Origin of the sequence: Synechococcus sp. OH20, from assembly GCF_047502685.1 — a bacterium.
In the GTDB taxonomy this organism is placed as follows: domain Bacteria; phylum Cyanobacteriota; class Cyanobacteriia; order Thermostichales; family Thermostichaceae; genus Thermostichus.
Genome location: NZ_JANSIQ010000025.1, coordinates 1 through 5,256, shown reverse-complemented (window position 1 = coordinate 5,256; position 5,256 = coordinate 1). Strand labels below are relative to the sequence as shown.

Annotated in this window: 4 protein-coding genes; 1 reads left to right on the top strand and 3 read right to left on the bottom strand. The window is 61.0% G+C overall.

Annotated elements, in window-relative coordinates; all coding sequences use genetic code 11:
* Positions 1–91 precede the first annotated feature (91 nt).
* Positions 92–1,117, bottom strand: coding sequence for an ABC transporter permease (locus NW826_RS05790; protein ID WP_414339001.1), 1,026 nt, complete (start codon positions 1,115–1,117; stop codon positions 92–94).
* A 233-nt stretch (positions 1,118–1,350) separates the two neighbouring features.
* Between NW826_RS05790 and NW826_RS05785 the strand changes: the two genes are divergently transcribed.
* Positions 1,351–2,307, top strand: coding sequence for an NAD-dependent epimerase/dehydratase family protein (locus NW826_RS05785; RefSeq protein ID WP_414509662.1), 957 nt, complete (start codon positions 1,351–1,353; stop codon positions 2,305–2,307).
* A gap of 147 nt (positions 2,308–2,454) precedes the next feature.
* On the opposite strand, the gene cobW is transcribed toward NW826_RS05785, so the two are convergent.
* The gene (gene cobW, locus NW826_RS05780) at positions 2,455–3,513 is read right to left on the bottom strand and encodes a cobalamin biosynthesis protein CobW (protein WP_414509661.1); all 1,059 of its coding nucleotides are present in this window, start codon (positions 3,511–3,513) and stop codon (positions 2,455–2,457) included.
* Between the two features lie 128 nt (positions 3,514–3,641).
* Positions 3,642–4,991 carry a photosystem II reaction center protein CP43 gene (gene psbC / locus NW826_RS05775; protein ID WP_414335970.1) on the bottom strand — a complete coding sequence of 450 codons (1,350 nt, stop codon included), beginning with the start codon at positions 4,989–4,991 and terminating at the stop codon, positions 3,642–3,644.
* Positions 4,992–5,256 lie beyond the last annotated feature (265 nt).

Below are 5,256 nucleotides of genomic sequence, written 5' to 3'. Positions count from 1 at the left end.
GGAACGATGAAGCAACTGGGGCAGAGGAAGAGACAAAAATCTCGCCGTAAAGCGGGTGAGGAAACCCCACCCGCCTACGCGGTGGGGTAGTTCATAGCAAAGACTCAGGTCGGATCCGCGGATCCACCCACATCAAGAGCAGATCGGCCAACAGGTTGCCCAAAATCAGCATCACTGCTCCCAGCAAAAGCCCGGCCATCACCACGTTGATGTCAAAGCTTTGGACGGCTTCCAAGAGCAGCTTGCCCAGCCCCGGCCAGTTGAAGAAAAACTCGGCAATGAAGGAGCCGCTGAGCAGATTGGCAAACTCAAAGCCCAAGATCGTGATCAAGGGGTTGACGGCGTTGCGCAATGCATGCAGCCAGATCACCCGCCATTCAGGAATGCCCCGTGCCCGCGCCGCCTGGATGTATTCCTGCCGCAGCACGTCCAAGAAGTTGCCGCGGGTAATCCGCTGCAGCCCGGCAAAGCTGGTAATGCTCAGGGCCAGCGTGGGCAAGAGCAGGTGGCGGCCCAGATCCAGCAGCTTCCCCCCCCAACCGAGCTCGGCAAAATAAACACTGGTCATTCCCCCTACCGGCAACCAGCCCACGTTTTGAGCCACGATCAGCAGCAAAATGGCCAGCACAAAGCTGGGCATGGCCTGCCCCAGGTAGCTGAGCAACTGCAACGCCCGATCCAAAGGAGTGTTCTGCCGCAGCGCCCCCAGGATCCCCAGAGGAATGGCAATTAGCCAAGTTAGCAAAACAGAGCACACTGCCAACAGCAAGGTGGCGCCGGCACGGGAGAGAATAAGCTGCGCCACCGGCACGCGGTATGTGTAGCTGACGCCAAAATCCCCCTGCAGCAGATTGCTCAGCCAGGTCAAATACTGCCAAATCAAGGGCTTATCCAGGCCCAGCCGTGCCTCTTCCTGGGCGATAAACTCTTGGCTGACACTGGGATCCGCCCGCAAGGGATCCAAAAAATCGCCGGGAGCCAGTTGCAAGAGCAAAAAGCTGAGCACCGTGATCAGCAGTAGCACCGGCACCGCTTGGGCCAGCCGCTGCAAGACCAAGGCCAGCGGTGGCCACAGACTGAAAGCGCGCCTGCTAGGGGAAGAGGAGGTTACGGCCACAGACAGAGGTCGAGTTGAGCGCGGTCTTAGCTGGGATCCCGGTAGGGGATCCTTGTCGAACTATGCTGCCATTCTTGCGGCCAGATTTCTAGCCTGCTGCCCGGCTTGGAACAGGGTGCAGTTGCCCGGACTTGCCGGCAGAGGAATTGGGAGTTAGGCCGCTCCGGCAGGCGCAAGCCAAGGCGGTAGACTAGTCAAAAGCTTTTTCGATGAGTTGCCGTTGGGAAGACCTCTTGCGAAACCTGTTTCTTACCGGCGCTAGCGGCTGTCTGGGGCACTATGTGTTAGAGCGCCTGGCCCAGGAAAGGGATCCCGAGTTTCCGGAGCGGCCCGCCTACCACCTCTACATTCTTATCCGCAATCCCAGCCGTCTGCGGTTACCCCCGGAGCATTTGCCCGCCCCTATCACCCTGGTGCCCGGCGATCTGCTGCACATCCGCGAGCACGCCGCTCTGCTGCAACAGATGGATGGGCTAATCCACATGGCGGCGGCTTGGGGGGATCCCACCCTAACCTGGGCGGTGAATGTTACCCACACTCTGGAGCTCTTTCAGTTGTTGGATCCCCGGCGCTGCCAGCAGGTGATCTACTTTTCCACCGCCAGCCTTTTGGATCAGGCGTTACAACCTTTGGCCATCGCCGGCCAGGCCGGCACCGACTACATCCGCAGCAAGTACGCGATGCTGCTGCGGCGGCGGGAAAGCTGCTTCTGGCCGGATCGGCTGCTGACGCTCTACCCCACCCTACTGTTTGGCGGCAGCCCCCACCACCCCTATTCCCACATCACCGCTGGCCTTAAGGATGTGCTCCGCTGGCTGGATCTCATCCGCTTTTTGCGGGTGGATGCCAGCTTCCACTTCATCCACGCTGCCGATGTGGCAGAGATGGTGGCCTACTGGGTAGCCCATCCGCCCGGTGGCGGCGATTGGGTGTTGGGCAACCCCCCTCTGTCTGTGGATGAGTGCGTGGAACAGGTGTGCGCCTATTTCAGAAAGCGGATCTACTTCCGCCTGCCCTTGCCCCTCGGACTCCTCCGCAGCTTGGCTTTTCTGTTTGGGGTGCGGCTTTCGGCGTGGGACGAGTACTGTCTGCGCCACCGCCATTTTGTCTATCCGGCCCTCTCGCCAGCAGCCCTGGGCTTGCCCTGCCACTTCCCCACCGTGGCCTCTCTCCTAGATGCCTACCTCTAGGCCGCTTTTATAGGGTCACGCCAACTCCCCTCTCCCTCTGGGAGAGGGGCTGGGGGTGAGGGGATCACTCCCTCTGGGAGAGGGGCTGGGGGTGAGGGGATCACTCCCTCTGGAAGAGGGGCTGGGGGTGAGGGATCCCGACAGGGATCAGCCGGTAAAAGCCGCTGCTTCTCTGTGAGCCAAGCCCTGAAGCTGAGCGGCAATGCGCTCCCGGTTAAGCCTCTGCCCGATGAACACTAGGCGGGTCAACCGCGGCTCTTGCGGGCGCCAGGGCCGGTCGTAGTAGGTTTCAAATCGCCCTCCCACCCCCTGCAGCACCAGCCGCATCGGCTTGTGGGGCACGGCCACAAACCCCTTCACCCGGTAGAGGCATTCCTCTTGAGCCAGTTGACGCAGTTGGGCAACTAGGGATCCCGGCTCATAGCCCCCCTCCAGGCTCAGGTAAAAAGACTCGAAGGCCTCGTGCTCGTGGTCTTCTTCGTGGTCGTGGTGGCTGGGGCGGCGCTCCAACTGATCTTCCACCGCCGCCTGCAAGCCCAAGAGCACTTCTGGGGCAACCTGGCCCCGCTCACAGGGGAGGACTCGAACCTCAGGGCGCAATTGTTGCCGCAGCCAGCTCTCCACCTGGGCCCGCTGTGACGCTGGGATCTGATCCACCTTGCTCAGCAGCACCAAATCGGCGCAGCTCAACTGATCCGCAAACAGCTCCTCAATGGGCGTCTCGTGATCCAGGCTCGCATCGGCCTGCCGCTGCGCTTCCAGCGCCGCCCGATCCCCCACCAGTTGCCCAGAAGCCAGAGCCTGACCGTCCACCACTGCAATCACCGCATCCACCGTGGCGCCGGTGCGAAGGGTTGGCCAGCGGAAAGCCTGCACCAGGGGCTTAGGCAAGGCCAATCCTGAAGTCTCAATCAGGATGCCGTCCAGCTCCGCCCGCCGTTGCAGCAGGGTTTCCATGGTGGGCAAAAATTCCTCCTGCACTGTGCAGCAGAGGCAGCCGTTGGCCAGCTCCAAAATGGGGATGGATCCCTCTCCCTCGCAACGTTGGCAATCCCGCAGCAGTTCGCCATCAATGCCCACTTCGCCAAACTCATTGACCAAAACGGCGATGCGGCGGCCCTGGTTGTTGAGCAACAGGTGACGGATCACCGTGGTCTTGCCGGATCCCAAAAATCCAGTGATGACCGTAACCGGGACTTTGTGCATCTTTACCGAACATTCAGCCTTCTCAGTCTCTATCCTCTCTTCCTTCTCTGCCAATCCTGGCGGGGGGGATCCCCAAAAAAAGGCCCCCTACCGGGGGCCAAAGGTTGATCTCCGAGAGACTTCCGTGCTTATCGGATCGGCTTCATCCGGTAAACCGGCTCGTTCTCGCGGCTGATCCCTTTCTCAAAGCCGGCAGCAGCGGCACGGGCGCGACCGGCATGCCACAGGTGGCCAACGAAGAACAGGAAGCCGAAGATGAAGTTGTGGGCTGCCAGCCAGGTGCGCGGGCTGGTGAAGTTCACCGTGTTGATCTCGGTCGCCACACCCCCCACCGAGTTCAGGGATCCCAGTGGCGCGTGGGTCATGTACTCCACCGCACGGCGAGCTTGCCAGGGTTGGATGTCGTTTTTCAACTTATCCAGATCCAAGCCATTGGGGCCCAGCAGCGGCTCTTTCCAGGGCGCCCGCACATCCCAGAAGCGCATCGTCTCACCGCCGAAGATGATCTCGCCCGTGGGGGAGCGCATCAGGTACTTACCCAGACCGGTGGGGCCTTGGGCCTGGCCGATGTTCGCCCCCAGGCGCTGGTCGCGCACGATAAAGGTGAGGGCTTGCGCTTGCGAGGCTTCAGGGCCGGTGGGGCCGTAGAACTCGCTGGGGTAAACAGTGTTGTTGAACCAGATGTAGCAGGTGGCAATAAAGCTCATCAGCGAGACCGCCGCCAAGCTGTAGGAGAGATAAGCTTCCCCCGACCAGATGAAAGCACGGCGGGCCCAGCCAAAAGGCTTGGTGAGGATGTGCCAGATCCCACCGGCAATGCAGATGATGCCGATGTAGATATGGCCGCCGATCACATCCTCCATGTTGTCCACGCTGATGATCCAGCCGTCGCCGCCGAAGGGAGACTTGAACAGGTAGCCGAAGATCACCGCCGGGTTGAGGGTGGGGTTGGTGATCACTCGCACATCGCCACCGCCGGGAGCCCAGGTGTCATAGACACCGCCAAACCACATGGCCTTGGCCACCAACAGGAAAGCCCCCAACCCCAAGAGGATGAGGTGGATCCCCAAGATGGTGGTCATCTTGTTCTTGTCTTTCCAGTCGTAGCCGAAGAAGGGGAAAGACTGCTCCAGGGTTTCTGGGCCGCGCACGGCGTGATAGATGCCCCCCAACCCCAGCACTGCGCTGGAGATCAAGTGCAGCACGCCGATCACAAAGTAGGGGTAGGTGTCGATAACTTCGCCGCCCGGGCCAACCCCCCAGCCCAGAGTGGCCACGTGGGGCATCAGGATCAGGCCCTGCTCGTACATAGGCCGATCCGGCGTGAAGTGAGCCACCTCAAACAGCAGCATCGCTCCCGCCCAGAAGACGATCAGGCCGGCGTGGGCCACGTGGGCACCCAAGAGCCGACCGGAGAGATTGATCAAGCGAGCATTCCCGGCCCACCAGGCAAACCCGCCCTGGGTGCGATCCTGCATCGCTGCGGAACCAAAGGTCGTTGAAGTCACTGAGGCCAGCCTCCAAAAAGAGTAACAGTCAGTACAGCAGAAGATAGAGGTGAAAAGCAAAGGAGCTTAAGAATGGCCGAGCGCCTACCCATCCAATCCAAGGCTTGAATAGGCGAACGCTCGGCCCCGGCTCTCACGTGAAGGATCGAGAGAACTCAAGCGTTCGACAGCCAGCGCCAGTTTAGAGCGCGTTGCCGCGGGGTAGGACTTCTTCGGGGAACTCAAAGCGCTCGTG

What these genes read in the sequence shown, in the direction of transcription:
- cobW (WP_414509661.1), bottom strand. Translation starts at nt 3,513, where the DNA reads ATGCACAAAGTCCCGGTTACGGTCATCACTGGATTTTTGGGATCCGGC.
- psbC (WP_414335970.1), bottom strand. Translation starts at nt 4,991, where the DNA reads ATGCAGGATCGCACCCAGGGCGGGTTTGCCTGGTGGGCCGGGAATGCT.